This window comes from Streptomyces antimicrobicus (assembly GCF_020532625.1).
Classification (GTDB): Bacteria; Actinomycetota; Actinomycetes; order Streptomycetales; family Streptomycetaceae; genus Streptomyces; species Streptomyces antimicrobicus.
In genome coordinates, this window is the sequence record NZ_JAJAUY010000016.1 from 21,731 (window position 1) to 40,396 (window position 18,666).

Below are 18,666 nucleotides of genomic sequence, written 5' to 3' on the forward strand. Positions count from 1 at the left end.
GCGCTCACTGACTAACTCCTGATGTGTTTCGATCCCCCGACTTCCTACAACAGCTTGTCCTGACCTGGGAATGGCGTGCAGTGCATTACGTCACGAAATGGACAGGGCTTTTGTCCCAGCGGCCCCAGGGGCACCCCGTCTGACCTGCCTGAATGCCGATGCCCCAGGACGAAGGTCACATCCTGGGGGCGATTCGGTCACAAATCGGACGCGGGGGGATTGGAGCGGAGTCGAACCCTCCGCAAAGCCTCAGCTCAGAAGCGGTGCCGGGGCCCCGGGGGCCCCGGCACAGTGGTCCAGGCCTCTTGAGTGAGCGGATTTCCGCTCAGCTGAGCCGCTCGCGTCCCGGGCTCAGCTGAGCCGCTCGATGACCATGGCCATGCCCTGGCCGCCGCCGACGCACATCGTCTCCAGACCGAACTGCTTGTCGTGGAACTGCAGGCTGTTGATCAGCGTGGTGGTGATGCGCGCGCCGGTCATCCCGAACGGGTGACCGACGGCGATGGCGCCGCCGTTGACGTTCAGCTTGTCGATGTCGACGCCGAGGTCGCGGTACGAGGGGATCACCTGGGCGGCGAAGGCCTCGTTGATCTCGACCAGGTCGATGTCGCCGATGGTCAGTCCGGCCCGCTTGAGGGCCTGCTTCGACGCCTCGACCGGGCCCAGGCCCATGATCTCGGGGGACAGGCCCGAGACGCCGGTGGAGACGATCCGGGCCAGCGGGGTCAGGCCGAGCTCGCGGGCCTTGGTGTCGCTCATGATCACCAGGGCGGCGGCGCCGTCGTTGAGCGGGCAGCAGTTGCCGGCGGTGACCAGGCCGTCGGGGCGGAAGACGGGCTTGAGGCCGGACACGCCCTCCAGGGTGACGCCGGCGCGGGGGCCGTCGTCCTTGCTGACGACCGTGCCGTCCGGGGTGGTGACCGGGGTGATCTCCCGCTCCCAGAAGCCCTTCTTGATGGCTTCCTCGGCGAGGTTCTGCGAGCGCACGCCGAACTCGTCCATGTCCTGGCGGGTGACGCCCTTCAGGCGGGCCAGGTTCTCGGCGGTCTGCCCCATCGCGATGTACGCGTCCGGGACCAGGCCGTCCTCGCGCGGGTCGTGCCAGGAGGCGCCCTCGCTCTCGGCGACCGCGGCGGTACGGGCCTCGGCCTCGGCGAAGAACGGGTTGTGGGTGTCCGGCAGGCCGTCGCTGGTGCCCTTCACCGAGCGGGAGACCGTCTCGACGCCGGCGGAGATGAAGACGTCGCCCTCGCCGGCCTTGATGGCGTGCAGCGCCATCCGGGAGGTCTGCAGCGAGGAGGAGCAGTAGCGGGTGATCGTGCAGCCGGGCAGGTGGTCCATGCCCATCTGCACGGCGACGATCCGGCCGAGGTTGTGGCCCTGCTCGCCACCGGGCAGACCGCAGCCGAGCATCAGGTCGTCGATCTCGCGCGGGTCCAGCTCGGGGATCTTGGCGAGGGCGGCCTGGATGATCGTGGCCGTGAGGTCGTCCGGCCGGACGTCCTTGAGGGACCCCTTGAAGGCGCGCCCGATCGGGGAGCGGGCGGTGGAAACGATGACGGCTTCGGGCATCGGGACTCCAAGGGGGTTGCGGCAGTGCGGACCGGATGCGAAGTTACCGCCCCGTACGGTCGAGGTCACCGCCTGGGGCGTGTGATGCGGACCGCACCCGACCCCTTCCCCCACGCCGACGCGCCACCCCTACCCGAAATGCCCGCCTGACCGCCCGGGGGCGGGAACCGGTGCACGCGGTCGGGGACGCGGCGCGTTGCGGTCGGGGACGCGGTGCGGGCGGGGTCGGTTCCGGGGCCCGTCCTCGGGACGGGCGCGGCGCAGCGATTCCGCCGTGGGGACTCGCCCACGGGCGCGGGGGCCGGCGCGCTCAGCCGGTGGCGCGGTGTCCGTCGGCGTCCCGAGTCGGTCCTCCGGGCGCGGGCGGCGCACCAGGTTCCGCTGGGGAAGCGCCCCCGGGGCGAGTACGGGTCGTGCGTGGCACGGGCGCGCCGTTCCCCGCGCCCGCGAGGGCTTCGGTTCGCGGTGCGGTCATCGGGTGGTCGGCTCGTCCTGGTGGGTGGGGGTGTCGTCGGGCAGGGGTGGGGGCGGGGTGGGTTCGGGGTCCGACGCCGGGACGCGCTGGCGGCGGCGGTGTTTCAGCAGGGCCCACGGGGCGCGGGCCGCCGTGACCTCGGTGCCCGCCTGGGCGGCCGCCGCCGAGGCGGCCTGGGCCACCGGCAGCATGTCGTCGTGGCGGGTGACGTCGATCCGGTCGGAGTCGGGCCACAGGCCCAGCGCCGCGCACACGGTCGGCAGCACGGCCATCGCCGCGGTGGCGTACCCCTCGGCGGAGGGGTGGTAGGAGTCCGGGCCGAACATCTCGCGCGGGTTCGCGGCGAACTCCGGGCCCAGCAGGTCGCCCATCGAGATCGTGCGCCCGCCCTGGGCCACCACCCCGATGGTCTGCGCGGCGGCCAGCTGCCGGGACGCCCGCCGGGCCAGCCAGCGCAGCGGCTGGTAGACCGGCTCGATGGTGCCCAGGTCCGGGCAGGTGCCGACCACGACCTCGGCGCCGGCCGACCGCAGCCGGCGCACCGCGGCCGTCAGGAGCCGCACGGACTGGGTGGGCGGCATCCGGCGGGTGACGTCGTTCGCCCCGATCATGATCACGCAGACGTCGGGCGGCGGCACGTCGTGGTCCAGCAGCAGCGAGACCTGCCGGTCCAGGTCGTCGGACATCGCCCCGGACAGGGCCACGTTCCGCAGTTCCACCGGCCTCTCGGCCACCGCCGCGAGCCCCGACGCCAGCAGCGCGGCCGGGGTCTGCCTGGCTCTGCGCACGCCGAGGCCGGCCGCGGTGGAGTCGCCGAGCATGGCCATCCGCAGCGGCCCCGGGCTCTGCTCCGGGCCGCCGAACTCGCTGCCGTACAGCCCGTCCGCCCGGGGCGGCTCGCCCAGCACCGTGCCGACGGTCCGCTTGGCCAGCTGGGCCTCGGCCAGCAGCACCCCGACCGTCGCGACGCCGAGCAGGCCCAGCCCGCCTCCGCCGTACGCCGCGCCCGCCGCGATCCGGCGGGCCGTCCTCGCTCGCGACACCTTGCGGCACCTCCTCGTCTTCCGGTCCGCCTCTACGTTGCTACGTCCCGCGCCCGCTCGACCTACCTGCCCCGGAGTCCCGCCCGGGCCACCACTTTCGGCTTACCCTGGCGGTGCCTCCCGGAGAACCCGTGGAGTCCTGTCCTTGGAGAACATGGTGCAATTCCACGACTCGATGATCAGCCTCGTCGGCAACACCCCGCTGGTGAAGCTCAACCGTGTGACCGAAGGGATCCAGGCCACCGTCCTGGCGAAGGTCGAGTACTTCAATCCGGGCGGTTCCGTGAAGGACCGCATCGCACTGCGCATGATCGAGGCTGCCGAGGAGAGCGGCGCTCTCAAGCCCGGTGGCACCATCGTGGAGCCGACCAGTGGCAACACCGGTGTAGGACTCGCCATCGTGGCCCAGCAAAAGGGCTACAAGTGCATCTTCGTCTGCCCGGACAAGGTGTCCCTGGACAAGATCAACGTGCTGCGCGCGTACGGCGCCGAGGTCGTGGTCTGCCCCACCGCCGTCGACCCGGAGCACCCCGACTCGTACTACAACGTGTCCGACCGCCTGGTCCGCGAGACGCCGGGGGCCTGGAAGCCGGACCAGTACAGCAACCCGAACAACCCCCGTTCGCACTACGAGACCACCGGTCCGGAGCTGTGGGAGCAGACGGACGGGAAGATCACCCACTTCGTGGCGGGCGTCGGCACCGGCGGCACGATCTCGGGTACGGGCAACTACCTCAAGGAGGTGTCCGGCGGCAAGGTCAAGGTCATCGGCGCCGACCCGGAGGGTTCGGTCTACTCCGGCGGCTCCGGCCGCCCGTACCTCGTCGAGGGCGTCGGCGAGGACTTCTGGCCGACCGCCTACGACCAGAACGTCGCGGACGAGATCGTCGCGGTGTCCGACAAGGACTCCTTCCAGATGACCCGCCGCCTGGCCAAGGAGGAGGGCCTGCTGGTCGGCGGCTCCTGCGGCATGGCGGTCGTCGCCGCCCTGCGCGTCGCCGAGAACCTCGGTCCCGACGACGTCGTGGTCGTGCTGCTGCCCGACAGCGGCCGCGGCTACATGAGCAAGATCTTCAGCGACGAGTGGATGGCCGGGCACGGCTTCCTGGAGGAGCCGGGCGCCGCCGCCCGCATCGGCGACGTGCTGAACGACAAGCAGGGCACCCTGCCCTCGCTGGTCCACATGCACCCGGAGGAGACCGTCGGCCAGGCCATCGAGGTCCTGCGCGAGTACGGCGTCTCGCAGATGCCCATCGTCAAGCCGGGCGCCGGTCACCCGGACGTGATGGCCGCCGAGGTCATCGGCTCGGTGGTGGAGCGGGAGCTGCTGGACGCCCTGTTCACGCAGCGCGCGGCGCTGACCGACCCGCTGGAGAAGCACATGAGCGCGCCGCTGCCGCAGGTCGGCTCCGGCGAGCCCGTCGCCGACCTGATGGCCGTCCTGGGCAAGGCGCAGGCGGACGCGGCGATCGTGCTCGTCGAGGGCAAGCCGACCGGTGTGGTCAGCCGCCAGGACCTGCTGGCGTTCCTGGCGCGCACGGCCAAGTAGCGGCCGCCCGCCGTCCGGGCGACGGCCCCAGGCCCGTGGACGGAGGCCCGAGGTCCGAGGTGCGCGGACCTCGGACCGCCGGCCGCCGGGCGATCGGCACGAGCCCGACATGTGGCGGCAGCACCCGCTTAACACGGGTGCGCCACAGTGGTGTGCGTCGGCGGGAGCGACGGTTTCCGGCCGGCACACCCATGGCGTGGCGCACCCGGAGCGGCTCCCGGACCGCGCGTACGTCGCCACGGACGCGGAGCGCCGGCCCTGACCCGGCTCGCGTCCGGCACGGGGACCGCCGTCGTCCCGCCCCCCGGGCCCTCGCCCGGGGGTGCGGCGGTCCCCGTGCTCCTTTCCGGGGCCGCTGCCCCGGGTCAGTCCTGGTCGTGCTCCCCGGAGCGGCGCCAGGACCTGTGCGCGTGCACGAAGTTCACGCCGAGGATCCCGCCCCAGGACACCAGCAGTCCGCTCAGCCCGGCCTGGGCCGCGCCGATCGCGGACAGCGGGACGGCCAGGACGAGGGTGAGCACGGCGAAGCCGTAGCGCTCGCCGAAGCCGGCGACGGCGCCGCCCGGCGGCCGGGGGGCGCGGGCCGCGCGCACGGCGGTGAGCCGCTGCTCGGCGAGCCGGCGCCGGAGCTGGGTGTCGACCTTGTCCACGAAGGAGTCCACGAGCGCGGCCTCGTACTCCGGGCCCAGCTCGCGCCGGGCCTGGAGAGTGGCGTCGAGCTCCTTCTTCAGCTCCTGGCTGTGGGCGTCGCCGGCGGTGTCGGGGGCGGCGGGGGCGTGGGCACGGGCTTCCATGGGGCCACCGTAGGAACGGACCCGGCGGCCTGCACTGGGGCTAGCCCCCGTACCCCTTGCCTGCTCCGGCTGCGGGCCGGGCCGCTCCGCGCGGCGTCCCGGCGACCGGGCGCCGCTTGCCGTCCTGCATAACCGCATGCAGAGTGCTGGGTGACTGAATATGTACGCGGACGGAGGGTGGGACGGGATGAGCGAGAGCCCGGCCGCACGGCTGCAGAAGCTGTTCGAGGGGCACCGGCTGACACCGACCCAGCGGCGGATCGCGCACTGCATGGTGCGGGGGGCGGCCGAGGTGCCGTTCCTGTCCAGCGTGGAGCTGGCGGAACTGGCCGGGGTGAGCCAGCCGTCGGTGACCCGGTTCGCCGTGGCCCTCGGCTTCGACGGCTATCCGGCGCTGCGCCGGTACCTGCGCGAGGTGGCCCCCGCGGAGCGGGTCGGCGTACCGGAGCCGGACGCCGAGCAGAACGCCTATCAGCAGGCCGTCGAGGGGGAGATCGAGAACCTGCGCCGGCTGGTGGCGATGCTCGCCGACCCGGGCCCGGTGGAGGAGGCGGGCCGGCTCCTGGCCGGCTCCGTGCCGCTGCCGGTGCTGGGACTGCGGGCGGCGTCGTCGCAGGCCAGGGGGTTCGCGTACTTCGCCGGCAAGGTGCACCCGGACGTACGGCTGCTCGACGAGGGCGGGTCGATGCTGGCCGACCGCATCGACGCCGCGGTGGAGGCCGGGGCCTCGGCCCTGCTGTGCTTCGCGCTGCCGCGGCATCCGCGGGAGGTGGTCGAGGCGCTGGCGTACGCGCGGGAGGTCGCACTGACCGTGGTGACGGTGGCCGACTCGGCGTTCGCGCCGGTCGCCCGGCACTCCGACCTGCTGATCCCGGCGCCGGTCGGCACCGGCCTGGCCTTCGACACCGCGTGTGCGCCGATGCTGCTGGGGCGGGTGCTGCTGGAGGCCATGGCCGACGCGATTCCTGCGGCGCAGCAGAGGTTGGAGGCCTTCGACGCCAAGGCCGCTGCGCGGGGGCTGTTCGTGGAGTAGCCCGGGCGGACCCGGCCCCCTGCCCCGCCGTGCGCCGCGGCCGCCCTTCGCGCTGTTCCTCGCGCCCCTGTGGGGGACGGGGTCTTGCCTTGTTCGCTCGCCTGCGCGTCGGGGGCGGCTGGGCGCGCAGTTCCTCGCGCCCCTGGGGTGGGGGCCTCGGCCCGGGCGGGGTGTCAGCGGTAGTTCAGTTCTGCCAGTTCCGTCGCCAGGCGGGTGCGGAACCGGGGGAGGCGGCCCAGGAGGGGGAGGAAGGTGTTGCGGGTGGCGCGGAGGAGGGGGTGGCGGACGGTGGCCAGGGTGGTCATGCGGTCGGTGAAGGCCACCACCCGCTGGGCCACCGGGCGCCGCCGCGCCTCGTAGGCGTCCAGGTCCCGGCCGTCGGCGAGGACCCGGCCCAGGGCGTGGCCGTCCTGGATACCGGTGTTCATGCCTTGGCCCCCGGCCGGGCTGTGCACGTGCGCGGCGTCACCGGCGAGCAGCAGCCGGCCGGCCCGGTAGCGGTCGGCGACCCGGTGGTGGACGCGGAACCGCGAGGACCACACCAGCTCGCGCACCCGTGCCCGGCCGGGCATCCGCCGGTCGAGCAGGTCCTGGACCAGGGGCAGCCCCACCTCGGCCGGGGCGTCGGCCACGGTGGCGACGACCCGGTAGCGGTCGCCGGGCAGCGGGGCGACCACGGTCAGGCCCTCCGCGCCGAAGGTGAGCGAGACCTCGTCCCGGCCGGGAGCCCGGTCCATCACCACGTCGGCGAGGACGAAGGACTCGGGGTAGGAACCGCCCGTGAACCCGATCCCGGCGGCCTCGCGCACCACGCTGTGCATGCCGTCGGCGCCTACGGCGTAGGCCGCCCGGAGCGTCCGGCCGTCGGCCGTGGTGAGGGTGACGCCGTCGGGGTCCTGGACCACGCCGGTGACCTCGTAGGGCCGGTGGATCTCCCCGCCCAGGGCCCGCAGTCGGGCGCGCAGCACGTCCTCGGTCTCGTACTGAGGGGCCATCAGCGCGTACGGGTAGGCGGTGGGAAGGCCGCCGAAATCGGCGTGCAGGAGCGTCCGCCGCCCGTCGCGGACGGTGAACCGGCCGACGGGCAGGCCGCGCTCGACCAGCTCGGCCGCGCAGCCCAGCTCCTGGAGGACCTCCAGCGTCCGGGCGTGCACGACGCCGGCCCGGGAGGTGCGGGGGATGTCGGCCTGCCGGTCCAGGAGGACGAAGTCCACCCCGGCCTCGGCGAGCGTGACGGCGAGGGCCAGCCCGGTGGGTCCGGCGCCGACCACGGCGACCTCGGTGCGAGCCGGGAGAGCGGGGGTGGTGCGGGGGGCGGGGCTGGTCATGGCGGGCCTCCTGCGGGGGCTGCGGCTGATGCCAACGGCTGTTGGCATCAGAGTGCGCCGCCGCTCCCGCCATGTCAACACTTGTTGGCCTACAGGTGTTGGCCTAGATTGGCCGGCATGACCGACCCGAGTGAATCCGGCCCCGGCCGCCGATCGTCCGACCGGACCAAAGCGGCCATCCTGCGCGCGGCCCGCGAGCACTTCGCCGCGCGGGGGTACGAGCGCACGACCATCCGCGGCGTCGCGGCGGACGCCGGGATCGACCCGTCGATGGTGATGCGCTACTTCGGCACCAAGGAGCGCCTCTTCGACGCCGCCCTGGCGGTCGACCTGCGGCTGCCCGACCTCGCGGCGGTCCCGCCGCACGAGCTGCCCGCGGTCCTGGTGGGCCACTTCGTGGACCGGTGGGAGGGCGATCCGGCCGACGACGCCCTGCTGGTGCTGCTGCGCTCGGCGGTCACCAACGAGCAGGCCGCCGAGCGGATGCGGCGGACCTTCGCCGAGCAGGTCCTCCCGGCGCTGGCGGCCGCCCTGGGACCGGAGCGGGCCGCGCGCTGCGCGGGCCTGATCGCCTCCCAGGTCCTCGGCCTGGCCCTGACCCGCTACCTGCTGCGCCTGCCGCCGGTGGTCTCCTTGGACCGTGCCGCCCTGGTCGCCGCCTACGCCCCGGCGGTGGCCGCCGTCCTGGCCTGAGCCCGGGGAACAGCCCTTGCCCGGCGGCTGAGCCTCAGCGGGGCGCGTCCCCGGGCGGGCCCTGCGGCGCGTCCCCCAGCAGGCCCTGCGGCGCGGCCCCGAGTGCGTCCCGCAGCGCGTCCCTGCGGTCGCCACCGGCCTCGGCCACCAGCTCGGCCGTCGTCTGGGCCGGGCGGGCCAGCGCGAAGCGGGTCCGGCCGTCCGCGCTGACCGTGAAGCCGTGCACGGCCGGCCGGGGCAGGCTGTTGTAGCCGTAGTGGGCGGTGAAGAAGTACGCGCCCGTGTCCGGCACCACGACCAGGTCGCCGGGGTCCAGCGGCGGCAGCGCCCGGGCCTGCGCGATCAGGTCGCCGGAGAAGCAGGCCGGGCCCGCCACGTCCTGGCTGACCAGGTCCCCGCGCTTGGGTCCGCCCCGGGCGTCGTAGGCGAGGATCCGCACCGGCCACTGCTGGGGCGCGTACACGGTCCGGGTCGCCAGCTGCACCCCCGCGTGGGTGAGGGCGATCGGGCGGCCGCCGGTGGTCTTGGTGTACTCCACCCGGGCGATCACCAGCCCGTGCTTGGCCAGCAGGGCCCGCCCGAACTCCGTCACCAGCCCGTACGAGCCGTCGAACAACCCCGGCGCGGCCTCCCGCAGCGCCCGTACGTACTCCTCGTACGTCGGGGTCGCGGCGTCCGAGGCGAAGTTGACCGGCAGCCCGCCGCCGATGTCGATCGTGTCCACCTGCCGCCGCCCGGTCCGCCGCACGGCCGCCGCGTTGATCTCCTCGGCCAGCGCGTACACCTCCCGCACGCTCCGCGCGATGAGCGGCAGCGGTACGCCCTGGGAGCCGGAATGGGTGTGCAGCCGGGTCAGCCAGGGCCGTTCGGCGTAGGCCCGCAGCAGCCGCTCCCGGGCGCCGGGGTCGCGCAGCCCGATGCCGAACTTCGAGGTCGCGGTGGCGGTGGACGTCGCCCCGATGGTGCCCGCCCCGGTCTGCGGGTTGACCCGGACGCCGACCGGCGGCACGGCCCCGGCCGGGACCGCCGCGACCAGGGCGTCCAGGCGGCGCAGCTCCTGGTCGTTGTCGGCGTTGAGCGCGACGCCCGCGGCGAGGGCCTCGCGCAGCTCCGCCGTGGTCTTGGCGGGGGAGTCCAGCACGATCCGCTCCGGCGGTACGCCCGCCGCCCGGGCCAGCGCCAGCTCCCCGGGACTGGCCACCTCGCAGCCCAGCCCCGCGTCGGCCAGCAGCGCCAGCACCGGCACCAGCGGCGCGGCCTTGACGGCGAAGGCGTGCAGCACGGGCGTGCCGGGCGGCAGCGCGGCGGCGAAGGCCGCGGTGAGCGCGGCGGCGCAGGCGCGGATCCCGGCCAGGTCCAGCAGGCACACCAGCGGCGGCGCGCCGTCCGGGCCGCTGTCCGCGCCGCCGATCAGGCCCTGCTCCACCGCGGCCCGGACCGCCAGGTCGCGGCGGGCCGCGGCGGCTTCGGCGTCCGCCTGCGGCTGCGGGGCCCGCGAGGGGGGCGAGGCGTGCGCGGGGCTCGACGGGTCCGAGGGCTGCGCTCCGTACGTGTCCACGGCCATGCAAGCCAGCCAACCACCCGGCGGGTCCGCGCGCAGCTGTTGACTGAATCTATTCAGAGGGACAGGATGTGAATGGATTGCTCAACACTCCCCGTCCGGAACATCCCCAGGAGGCGCAGCCATGTCAGGACCCCGACCCGTACGTGCTCCGCGCGGCACCGAGCTGAGCACCCTGGGATGGCAGCAGGAGGCCGCCCTCCGGATGCTCCAGAACAACCTGGACCCCGAGGTCGCCGAGCACCCCGACAAGCTGGTCGTCTACGGCGGCACCGGCAAGGCCGCACGGGACTGGCGCTCGTTCGACGCCATGGTGCGCACCCTGAGGACCCTCAAGCAGGACGAGACCATGCTGGTCCAGTCCGGCCGCCCGGTCGGCGTGATGCAGACCCACGAGTGGGCCCCGCGCGTCCTGATCGCCAACTCCAACCTGGTCGGCGACTGGGCCAACTGGGAGGAGTTCCGCCGGCTGGAGGCCCTGGGCCTGACCATGTACGGCCAGATGACCGCCGGCTCCTGGATCTACATCGGCACCCAGGGCATCCTCCAGGGCACCTACGAGACCTTCGCCGCGGTCGCCGCCAAGAAGTTCGGCGGCACCCTGGCCGGCACGATCACGCTGACCGCCGGCCTCGGCGGCATGGGCGGCGCCCAGCCGCTGGCCGTCACCATGAACGACGGCGTCGCGATCTGCATCGACTGCGACCCGCGCGCCATCGAGCGCCGCATCGAGCACCGCTACCTCGACGTCAGGGCCGACAGCCTGGAGCACGCCCTCCAGCTCGCCACCGAGGCCCGCGACCAGCGCAAGCCGCTGTCCATCGGCGTGCTCGGCAACGCCGCCGAGCTGGTCCCGCAGCTGCTCGCCATGGGCGCGCCCATCGACATCGTCACCGACCAGACCTCCGCCCACGACCCGCTGTCGTACCTGCCGGTCGGCGTGGCCTTCGAGGACATGGCCGACGCCGCCGCCAAGGACCCGGCGGGCTTCACCACCCGCGCCCGCGAGTCCATGGCCCGGCACGTCGAGGCCATGGTCGGCTTCATGGACGCCGGCGCCGAGGTCTTCGACTACGGCAACTCCATCCGCGGCGAGGCCCAGCTGGCCGGCTACGACCGCGCGTTCGCCTTCCCCGGCTTCGTCCCGGCGTACATCCGCCCGCTGTTCTGCGAGGGCAAGGGCCCCTTCCGCTGGGCCGCCCTGTCGGGTGAGGCCTCCGACATCGCCAAGACCGACAAGGCGATCCTGGAGCTCTTCCCGGAGAACGAGTCCCTGCACCGCTGGATCAAGATGGCGGGCGAGCGCGTCCACTTCCAGGGCCTGCCGGCGCGCATCTGCTGGCTCGGCTACGGCGAGCGGGACAAGGCGGGCGAGCGCTTCAACGACATGGTCGCCTCGGGCGAGCTGGCGGCCCCGCTGGCGATCGGCCGCGACCACCTCGACTGCGGCTCGGTGGCCTCCCCGTACCGCGAGACCGAGGCCATGCTCGACGGCTCCGACGCGATCGCCGACTGGCCGCTGCTCAACGCCATGGTGAACGTGGCCTCCGGCGCGTCCTGGGTCTCCCTCCACCACGGCGGCGGCGTCGGCATGGGCCGCTCCCTGCACGCCGGCCAGGTGACGGTGGCCGACGGCACCAAGCTCGGCGGCGAGAAGATCCGCCGCGTGCTGACGAACGACCCGGGCATGGGCGTCATCCGCCACGTCGACGCTGGCTACGACATCGCCGAGTCGGTCGCCGACGCCAAGGGCGTCCGCGTCCCCATGCGCGAGGGTGACTCCGCGTGACCCGCGACGACGCCGTCCCGGCGCCCGGGGCCGCCGCCCCGGGCGCCGGGAGCTTCCACAGCATGTGGGCGGAGCTGCTGCCCGTCGGCCGCGACAGCGGCAGCGGCGGCTACCGGCGCTTCGCCTGGACCGGGGCCGACCAGGACTGCCGCGCGTGGTTCCGGGCGCAGGCCGAGGCGCGCGGGCTGGCGTACGAGGTGGACCGCAACGGCAACCAGTGGGCCTGGCTCGGGGACCCCGAGGCCGGCGACGCCGTCGTGACCGGCTCCCACCTCGACTCCGTCCCCGACGGCGGGGCCTTCGACGGCCCGCTGGGCGTGGTGTCCTCCTTCGCCGCCCTGGACGAACTCCGCCGCAGGGGCGCGGAGATCACCAGGCCGCTGGCGATCACCAACTTCGGTGACGAGGAAGGCGCCCGGTTCGGCCTGGCCTGCGTCGGCTCCCGCCTGACCGCCGGACTGCTCTCCAAGGAGCAGGCGTTCGCCCTGCGCGACGCGGACGGCGTCAGCCTGCCCCAGGCCATGGAGGCGGCCGGTCACGATCCCGGCGCCATCGGCGCCGACCCCGAGCGCCTCGCCCGGATCGGCGCGTTCGTCGAGCTCCACGTCGAACAGGGCCGGGCCCTGGACCTGTCCGGGGACCGGGTCGGCATCGCCTCCGCCATCTGGCCGCACGGCCGCTGGCGGTACGACTTCCACGGCGAGGCCAACCACGCCGGCACCACCCGCCTGGTGGACCGCCGCGACCCGATGCTCGCCTACGCCGAGACGGTCCTGGCCGCCCGGCGCGAGGCCGAGCTGGCGGGCGCCGTCGCCACCTTCGGCAAGATCTCCGTCGAGCCGAACGGCGTCAACGCCATCCCCTCCCTGGTGCGGGGCTGGCTGGACGCCCGGGCCGCCGACGAGGTCGCCCTCGACCAGGTGATCGACGGCGTCCGCAAGGCCGCCGGCGAGTACGCCGAGCGGCACGGCATCGACCTGGCCGTCACCCGGGAGTCGTACACGCCCGTGGTCGAGTTCGAGCACGCCCTGCGCGACGAGCTGGCCCGGATCCTCGGCCGTGCCACCCCCGTCCTCGGCACCGGCGCCGGACACGACGCCGGGATCCTCTCGGGCGCCGTCCCGACCGCCATGCTGTTCGTGCGCAACCCCACCGGTGTCTCGCACTCCCCGGCGGAGTCCGCCGAGGAGGACGACTGCGTCGCCGGTGTCCTCGCCCTCGCCGACGTACTGGAAGGTCTCGCGTGCCGCCGCTGACCGCGCAGCAGAAGACGTACTGGCTCGAACACGCCTGGCTCGGCACGCACGTCGAGCCGGGCGTCGCCCTGGACGTGGCCGACGGCCGCATCACCGCCGTCCGCACCGGGACGGAGGTGCCGCCCCCTGGCGTAGAGGTGCTGCGCGGGCTGACGATCCCCGGCCTGGCCAACAGCCACAGCCATGCCTTTCACCGGGCCCTGCGCGGCACCGTGCAGGTGGGCAGCGGCACGTTCTGGACCTGGCGCGAGACCATGTACCAGGTCGCCCAGAACCTCACGCCCGACACGTACTTCCAGCTGGCCCGGGCCGTGTACGCCGAGATGGCCCTGGCCGGGATCACCTCGGTGGGCGAGTTCCACTACGTGCACCACGCCCCCGGCGGTACCCCGTACGCCGACCCCAACGCCATGGGCGAGGCGCTGATCGCGGCCGCCGCCGAGGCCGGGATCCGGATCACGCTGCTGGACACGGCCTACCTGTCGTCCGGCTTCGGCGAGCCCCCCAACACCCACCAGCTCCGCTTCTGCGACGGCACCGCCGAGGCCTGGGCGGAGCGGGTGTCGGCCCTGAAGGAGCGCGAGCACGCCCGGATCGGCGCGGCCGTCCACTCCGTGCGGGCGGTGCCGGCCGGCCAGCTGCCGACGGTGGCCGGCTGGGCCGAGGCCCGGCACGCCCCCCTGCACGTGCACCTGTCCGAGCAGACCGCCGAGAACGAGGCCTGCGAGGCCGCGCACGGGGTGACCCCGACGCGGCTGCTCGCCGACCACGGCGTGCTCGGCCCGCGCACCACCGGGGTGCACAACACGCACCTGACGGACGCGGACATCGCGCTGCTGGGCGGTACGTCGACCGGCACGTGCATGTGCCCGACCACGGAACGGGACCTGGCCGACGGCATCGGCCCGGCGGTCCGCCTCCAGCGGGCGGGCAGCCCGCTGTCCCTCGGCAGCGACAGCCACGCCGTGATCGACCTGCTGGAGGAGGCGCGGGCGATGGAGCTGAACGAGCGCCTCGCCTCGCGCACGCGCGGCCACTGGACGGCGGCGGCCCTGCTGCGCGCCGCCACCGCCGACGGGCACGCGGCGCTCGGCTGGGCCGACGCGGGCACGCTGGAGGTGGGCTCGCTGGCGGACTTCACCACGGTCGCGCTGGACTCGGTCCGCACGGCCGGGCCGCTGCCGCGGCTCGGCGCCGAGACGGCCGTCTTCGCGGCGACCGCGGCCGACGTCCGCCACACGGTGGTGGCGGGCCGCCACGTCGTCCGCGACGGGCACCACACCCTCGTGGGTGACGTCCCGTCGGCCCTCGCCGCGTCCATCGCCGCCGTCCGCGGCTGACGCCCGGTTCTCGGCGGAGCCCTGAGAGGAACCCATGACCACCACCGCCATCACCCACATCAGCAGCCTCGTCACCAACGATCCGGCCCTGGGCGACGGCAGCCCCCTCGGGCTCGTCGAGAACGCGGCCGTCGTCATCGAGGACGACCGGGTCGCCTGGGTCGGGCCGACCGCGGCGGTCCCCGCGGCGGACACCGTCCACGACGCCGAGGGCCGCGCCCTGATCCCCGGCTTCGTCGACAGCCACAGCCACCTGGTGTTCGCCGGCGACCGCACCGCCGAGTTCAACGCCCGGATGTCCGGCCGCGGCTACACCGCCGGCGGCATCCGCACCACCGTCGCCGCCACCCGCTCCGCCTCCGACGCGGAGCTCGAGGCCAACCTCGTACGCCACCTGCGCGAGGCCCTGCGCCAGGGCACCACCACCTTCGAGACCAAGTCCGGCTACGGCCTGACCGTCGCCGACGAGGCCCGCGCCCTGCGCATCGCCGCCGCGCACACCGAGGAGGTCACCTACCTCGGCGCCCACATCGTCCCGCCCGACCACGCCGACGACCCGGCCGCGTACGTCGACCTCGTCACCGGTGAGATGCTGCGGGCCTGCGCCCCGTACGCCCGCTGGGTGGACGTCTTCTGCGAGAAGGGCGCCTTCGACGGCGACCAGGCCCGGGCCGTCCTCACCGCCGGCAAGGCGATGGGCCTGATCCCGCGCATCCACGCCAACCAGCTCAGCTTCGGCCCCGGCGTCCAGCTCGGCGTCGAGCTCGGCGCGGCCTCCGCGGACCACTGCACGCACCTCACCGACGCCGACGTCGACGCCTTGGCGAACTCCGAGACCGTCGCCACCCTGCTGCCCGGCGCCGAGTTCTCCACCCGCGCGCAGTGGCCCGACGCCCGCCGCCTGCTCGACGCGGGCGCGACCGTGGCCCTGTCCACGGACTGCAACCCCGGTTCGTCCTACACCAGCTCCATGCCGTTCTGCATCGCGCTGGCCGTCCGCGACATGCGGATGACGCCCGACGAGGCGCTGTGGTCCGCCACCGCCGGCGGGGCCCGCGCGCTGCGCCGTACCGACATCGGCACCGTCACGCCCGGCGCCCGTGCGGACCTGGCCCTGCTGGACGCGCCCAGCCATGTGCACCTGGCCTACCGGCCGGGCGTCCCGCTCGTGTCGGCCGTGTGGCACAAGGGGCGGCGGGTCGTCTGACGTCCGCGGCCGCGCGCCGCGCCGCCCGCCCGCCCCCGCCCCACCGCCCGGGAGCCGCCGCTACTGACGGATCGTCAATTCGGCGGCTCCCTTTGTCTTCCCTCCGCAAGACCCCCGGCGTACCTTGAGCCACCCATCTGATGTGCCGTCAGCGTCAGTGTCCGAGGGGAAGACGAAGTGTCCGACCGGGAACGCTCCACCGCGCTCGTCCGATCCGTACCGCTCCTCGCCGCGCCCGCCCTCGCGGCCGCGGTCCTGCTCGCCGCCGCGCCCGGCGCGCACGCCGAGGTGGTCGACGTCGCGTACGACTGCAAGACGCCGATCGGGGACAAGTCCGCGGTCTCGCCGATCGACATCAAGGCGGTCCAGGAGGGCGACGGCTACAGGCTGACCATGTCGTTCCAGAAGGGCGTCTCCTCCAGCCCCATCGAGCTCGGCAAGGGCGCCATGAACCCCGCCGGGGTGATCGTGGTGGACGGCGCCGAGAAGGCGAGCGTGCCGGTGACCGGGCCGCCGAACGCCGAGGCGGTGCCGGCCGACACCCCCATCAAGATCTCCGACCTCTCGGGCACCTACACGCCGAAGAAGAGCGGGAAGGTCACCTTCACGGCCGGGGTGCTCACCATCAAGGCGATGACGACCGAGACGGTCTGCACCCCCGGCAACCGCCCCGGCCCGTCCCTGGAGCTCGACGTGACGGCGGCCGGGGCCGCCGGGTCGGCCGGAACCGGCGGGTCGGCGGGGGCGGGTGGGAGCGCCGCCGGAACCCTGCCGCAGACCGGCCCCACCGACTCCGCCCTGGCGCTCGGCACCCTCGGCGGCACCGTCCTGCTCTCCGGCGCCGCCGGCGTGCTCTGGCTCACCCGGCGCGGCGGCCGGCGGGCCGGGGCCTGAGCGGATCCCGCCCGCCATGCGCCCGCCGCGCCGGCCCCGTCCGCTGCTGCTGCTCCCGCTCCTGCTCGTGCCGCTCCTCGGGTCCGCCGGCGCCGCCAGGGCCGACGGGCCCGGCTGGACGGCCGAGCCCGCCGCCGGCAGTGCCACCGGCGCGGGCGGGGCGCGCCCGTCCTTCTATCTCCAGGGCGCCCCCGGCTCCGTCCTGGAGGACCGGCTGGCCCTGGCCAACACCACCGACCAGGAGCGCACCCTCACCCTGCGGGGTGCCGACGCCCACCGCGCCGCCGACGGGGCCTTCGCCGTACGGCCGCCCGGTCGGTCCACCGGGGCCGGGGGCTGGATCAGCTTCGGCGCGGCGGGCACCGTCAAGGTGCCGCCGCGCACCCGCGCCGTGGTCCCGTTCACCGTCACCGTGCCGCCCGCGGCCGCGCCCGGGGACCACCCGGTGGCCGTCGTCGCGACCGAGGGCGGCCACGAGGCGGACGTGCGGGTGCATCTGCGGGTGAGCGGGCCGCAGGTGGCCGCGCTGACCGTCGAGGACGTCCGGGTCCGGGGCCGGGGCGCGGGCACCGTGGTGGCGTACGCGCTGGTCAACCGCGGGAACGTGGCGCTCGCCCCCGAGGTCGGGATCGACGCCCGCGGACTGTTCGGTGACGTGCCGGGGCGGCGGGCCCACCCGGTGGGCGCCGAACTGCTGCCGGGGCAGCGGGTCGAGCTCACCGAGCCCTGGCCCGGCGCGCCGGTGCTCGACCGGGTGGAGCTCACCGTCACGGCCGGGGCCGCCGGCGCCGGCCGGGCCGGTGCCCGGGCCAGCGCCTGGTTCCTGCCGTGGGGCATCGCCGGTACCGCCGGCGCCGGCCTGCTGGTCCTCGGCGGGCTGACCCTGCTCGCCCGCGTCCTCGTACGCCGTGCGCTCCCGGTGCCCCGCCCGCGCCCCGCCCGGGGGCGGATCCCGGCCGGGACCTCGCCGGCGGACCACCACGAACCGACGGGAGCCGCCCGGTGATCGGCAAGGTCGTCAGGGCGTACGCCGCCCTGTGCACGCTCGCGCTGGCCCTGCTCGCGCTCACGCCGGTGGCGTCCGCCGCGACCGCCGCCCCGACGGCGACGGCGACGGCGACGGCGACGGCGACCGCGACCCCGACCCCGACGGCGACCGCGACCCCGGCGGCGACCACGTCCGCTGCCGCCGGGCCGGCCGTGGCGCTGTCCGTCCAGGAGGCCGCCAAGGGGACCCGGACGACGGTCACCGGGACCGGCTGGCCCGCCGGGACCCTGGTGATGCTGCTGCTCTGCGGGCAGAACATGATCGGCGGGACCAACAGCTGCGCCAACGCCGACGGGGTGGCGGTCTCGGTCGACGGCGGCGGCCGGTTCACCGCCGAGCTGCCCGTCACCGCGCCGCCCAGGCCCTGCCCCTGCGTGGTGAACGTGACCTCGGTGGGCGGCGACCGGTCCACCGTCGCCGTGCCGCTGAAGATCACCGACCACGAGGTGGCCGAGCTGCCCGCCGAGTCCGGCACGGCCCGGCTCGCGCTGCTGACCTCCGTCGAGCTGAAGGGCGAGGACGGGGTGCTCACCTGGTTCGGGGCCCCGCCCGCGCGGACGTTCACGGTGACGGTCGGCAACCTCGGCTCGGCCCCCGTCAAGGACCCCGTCTTCCAGATCGGCACCGCCCACGGGGTGTTCGCGCCCGTGTGGGAGGAGGCGCAGTGGAAGGGCACCATCGCGCCCGGCGGGAAGGCACGGGTCGCGCTCGACGTCACGCTGGCCGCCGGGGCGTACGGCGACTACACGGTCTCGCTGAAGTACGGCGACAAGGTCCTGGCGACCCAGCCCTGGGGGGTCGACCGGCCGTACGGGGTGCTGCTGTTCTGGTGCCTGCTGTGCGTGGTGGTGCCCGCCGGCGTGTTCCGGATCGGGATGGCCGTCGTGGACCGGGTGCGGCCGCGCACCCCCGGCGCGGCCGCCGCCCCGACCCCCGGCCCGGCCCCCGCGTCCGGCCCCGTACCCGCCCCCGCCTCCGGACCCGCCCCCGCGGCCGGGGATCCCCAGACCACCACGGCGGTCCTGCCGTGGTTCACGTCCGCACCGTCAGAAGACCGTCCGACGACGAAGGGACATCCGTGAAG

At 74.8% G+C, this 18,666-nt stretch carries 15 protein-coding genes; 10 read left to right on the forward strand and 5 right to left on the reverse strand.

Going from position 1 to position 18,666, the window contains the following annotated elements; translation table 11 throughout:
- Positions 1 to 351: 351 nt before the first annotated feature.
- Together LG632_RS06690 and LG632_RS06695 are read right to left on the reverse strand one after the other, a co-directional pair.
- Complete coding sequence (locus LG632_RS06690; RefSeq protein WP_226725893.1) at positions 352 to 1,572, reverse strand: acetyl-CoA C-acetyltransferase; 1,221 nt, start codon at positions 1,570 to 1,572, stop codon at positions 352 to 354.
- Between the two features lie 471 nt (positions 1,573 to 2,043).
- Entirely contained in the window at positions 2,044 to 3,090 is a 1,047-nt protein-coding gene (locus LG632_RS06695; RefSeq protein WP_226725894.1) for an SGNH/GDSL hydrolase family protein, read from the reverse strand.
- A gap of 157 nt (positions 3,091 to 3,247) precedes the next feature.
- Here LG632_RS06695 and LG632_RS06700 point away from each other — a divergent pair, with 157 nt between their 5' ends.
- On the forward strand, positions 3,248 to 4,639 hold the full coding sequence (locus LG632_RS06700; RefSeq protein WP_226725933.1) for a cystathionine beta-synthase: 1,392 nt from the start codon (positions 3,248 to 3,250) through the stop codon (positions 4,637 to 4,639).
- A 365-nt stretch (positions 4,640 to 5,004) separates the two neighbouring features.
- Here LG632_RS06700 and LG632_RS06705 read toward each other — a convergent pair whose 3' ends face one another.
- A complete protein-coding gene (locus LG632_RS06705) occupies positions 5,005 to 5,433 on the reverse strand; it encodes a hypothetical protein (RefSeq protein ID WP_226725895.1) in 429 nt (142 codons plus the stop codon).
- A 187-nt stretch (positions 5,434 to 5,620) separates the two neighbouring features.
- On the opposite strand from LG632_RS06705, the gene LG632_RS06710 reads away from it, so the two are divergent.
- Positions 5,621 to 6,466 carry a MurR/RpiR family transcriptional regulator gene (locus tag LG632_RS06710; RefSeq protein ID WP_226725896.1) on the forward strand — a complete coding sequence of 282 codons (846 nt, stop codon included), beginning with the start codon at positions 5,621 to 5,623 and terminating at the stop codon, positions 6,464 to 6,466.
- Between the two features lie 173 nt (positions 6,467 to 6,639).
- On the opposite strand, the gene LG632_RS06715 is transcribed toward LG632_RS06710, so the two are convergent.
- Positions 6,640 to 7,794 (reverse strand): FAD-dependent oxidoreductase, encoded by a 1,155-nt coding sequence (locus LG632_RS06715; protein WP_226725897.1) that lies wholly within the window; start codon positions 7,792 to 7,794, stop codon positions 6,640 to 6,642.
- A 117-nt stretch (positions 7,795 to 7,911) separates the two neighbouring features.
- Here LG632_RS06715 and LG632_RS06720 point away from each other — a divergent pair, with 117 nt between their 5' ends.
- Positions 7,912 to 8,487: a TetR/AcrR family transcriptional regulator gene (locus LG632_RS06720; protein WP_226725898.1), complete on the forward strand. Its 576-nt coding sequence runs from the start codon at positions 7,912 to 7,914 to the stop codon at positions 8,485 to 8,487.
- Positions 8,488 to 8,521: 34 nt separating this feature from the next.
- Here the strand turns inward: LG632_RS06720 and LG632_RS06725 are convergent, their stop codons facing one another.
- Positions 8,522 to 10,051 (reverse strand): type III PLP-dependent enzyme domain-containing protein, encoded by a 1,530-nt coding sequence (locus tag LG632_RS06725; RefSeq protein WP_226725899.1) that lies wholly within the window; start codon positions 10,049 to 10,051, stop codon positions 8,522 to 8,524.
- A gap of 121 nt (positions 10,052 to 10,172) precedes the next feature.
- Between LG632_RS06725 and hutU the strand changes: the two genes are divergently transcribed.
- The 7 genes from hutU (at position 10,173) to LG632_RS06760 (ending at position 18,664) form a co-directional block, all read left to right on the forward strand.
- Positions 10,173 to 11,837, forward strand: a complete 1,665-nt coding sequence (gene hutU, locus LG632_RS06730; protein ID WP_226725900.1) for a urocanate hydratase — start codon at positions 10,173 to 10,175, stop codon at positions 11,835 to 11,837.
- A 62-nt stretch (positions 11,838 to 11,899) separates the two neighbouring features.
- Complete coding sequence (locus LG632_RS06735; protein WP_226725934.1) at positions 11,900 to 13,093, forward strand: allantoate amidohydrolase; 1,194 nt, start codon at positions 11,900 to 11,902, stop codon at positions 13,091 to 13,093.
- Positions 13,090 to 14,433: a formimidoylglutamate deiminase gene (locus tag LG632_RS06740; RefSeq protein WP_226725935.1), complete on the forward strand. Its 1,344-nt coding sequence runs from the start codon at positions 13,090 to 13,092 to the stop codon at positions 14,431 to 14,433. The genes LG632_RS06735 and LG632_RS06740 overlap by 4 nt, the downstream gene beginning before the upstream one ends.
- A gap of 34 nt (positions 14,434 to 14,467) precedes the next feature.
- Positions 14,468 to 15,640: an imidazolonepropionase gene (gene hutI, locus LG632_RS06745; RefSeq protein WP_226725901.1), complete on the forward strand. Its 1,173-nt coding sequence runs from the start codon at positions 14,468 to 14,470 to the stop codon at positions 15,638 to 15,640.
- Positions 15,641 to 15,817: 177 nt separating this feature from the next.
- Positions 15,818 to 16,534, forward strand: a complete 717-nt coding sequence (locus LG632_RS06750; protein WP_226725902.1) for an LPXTG cell wall anchor domain-containing protein — start codon at positions 15,818 to 15,820, stop codon at positions 16,532 to 16,534.
- A gap of 16 nt (positions 16,535 to 16,550) precedes the next feature.
- Positions 16,551 to 17,540 carry a COG1470 family protein gene (locus LG632_RS06755; protein WP_226725903.1) on the forward strand — a complete coding sequence of 330 codons (990 nt, stop codon included), beginning with the start codon at positions 16,551 to 16,553 and terminating at the stop codon, positions 17,538 to 17,540.
- Positions 17,540 to 18,664 carry a hypothetical protein gene (locus LG632_RS06760; protein WP_374203415.1) on the forward strand — a complete coding sequence of 375 codons (1,125 nt, stop codon included), beginning with the start codon at positions 17,540 to 17,542 and terminating at the stop codon, positions 18,662 to 18,664. The genes LG632_RS06755 and LG632_RS06760 overlap by 1 nt, the downstream gene beginning before the upstream one ends.
- Positions 18,665 to 18,666: the final 2 nt, after the last annotated feature.

Bases quoted from the DNA above. Each gene is read 5' to 3' on its own strand.
- LG632_RS06690 (WP_226725893.1), bottom strand. From the start codon at position 1,572: ATGCCCGAAGCCGTCATCGTTTCCACCGCCCGCTCCCCGATCGGGCGC.
- LG632_RS06705 (WP_226725895.1), bottom strand. From the start codon at position 5,433: ATGGAAGCCCGTGCCCACGCCCCCGCCGCCCCCGACACCGCCGGCGAC.
- LG632_RS06710 (WP_226725896.1), top strand. From the start codon at position 5,621: ATGAGCGAGAGCCCGGCCGCACGGCTGCAGAAGCTGTTCGAGGGGCAC.
- LG632_RS06715 (WP_226725897.1), bottom strand. From the start codon at position 7,794: ATGACCAGCCCCGCCCCCCGCACCACCCCCGCTCTCCCGGCTCGCACC.
- LG632_RS06720 (WP_226725898.1), top strand. From the start codon at position 7,912: ATGACCGACCCGAGTGAATCCGGCCCCGGCCGCCGATCGTCCGACCGG.
- LG632_RS06725 (WP_226725899.1), bottom strand. From the start codon at position 10,051: ATGGCCGTGGACACGTACGGAGCGCAGCCCTCGGACCCGTCGAGCCCC.
- hutU (WP_226725900.1), top strand. From the start codon at position 10,173: ATGTCAGGACCCCGACCCGTACGTGCTCCGCGCGGCACCGAGCTGAGC.
- LG632_RS06735 (WP_226725934.1), top strand. From the start codon at position 11,900: ATGTGGGCGGAGCTGCTGCCCGTCGGCCGCGACAGCGGCAGCGGCGGC.
- hutI (WP_226725901.1), top strand. From the start codon at position 14,468: ATGACCACCACCGCCATCACCCACATCAGCAGCCTCGTCACCAACGAT.
- LG632_RS06755 (WP_226725903.1), top strand. From the start codon at position 16,551: ATGCGCCCGCCGCGCCGGCCCCGTCCGCTGCTGCTGCTCCCGCTCCTG.